Source organism: Campylobacter sp. US55 (assembly GCF_004378955.1).
In the GTDB taxonomy this organism is placed as follows: Bacteria; Campylobacterota; Campylobacteria; order Campylobacterales; family Campylobacteraceae; genus Campylobacter_D; species Campylobacter_D jejuni.
The window spans coordinates 1-253 of record NZ_RYYF01000032.1; the positions used below are offsets into that span (position 1 = coordinate 1).

Genomic DNA, 253 nt, shown 5'->3' on the forward strand with positions numbered 1-253 from the left:
TTTGTAAAATGAATTTAATCACTTATGCTGCTCAAGTAGAAACCTATAATCAAGCTTCAAAACAAATGGATACGATTAGTCAAACACTCCAAAAATTGCAAGATAAATTAGTAAATTCCAAAGATATTAAAGAAAGCACAGATGTTGGCAATGCTATTCAGTTAGAAGTGGCAAAAATTCAAATGGTTAAAAATCAAGTTGATTTAGCTAATTCAAGCTATGAAAACCAAAGAAAAATTAAAGAAGATATGGC

General features: G+C 28.9%; 1 protein-coding gene. It reads left to right on the top strand.

The window, feature by feature from the left end; genetic code table 11:
• Positions 1–253, top strand: a 253-nt coding sequence (locus ELQ07_RS08185) for a type IV secretion system protein (RefSeq protein ID WP_243833570.1), incomplete at both ends; no start/stop codon positions are given.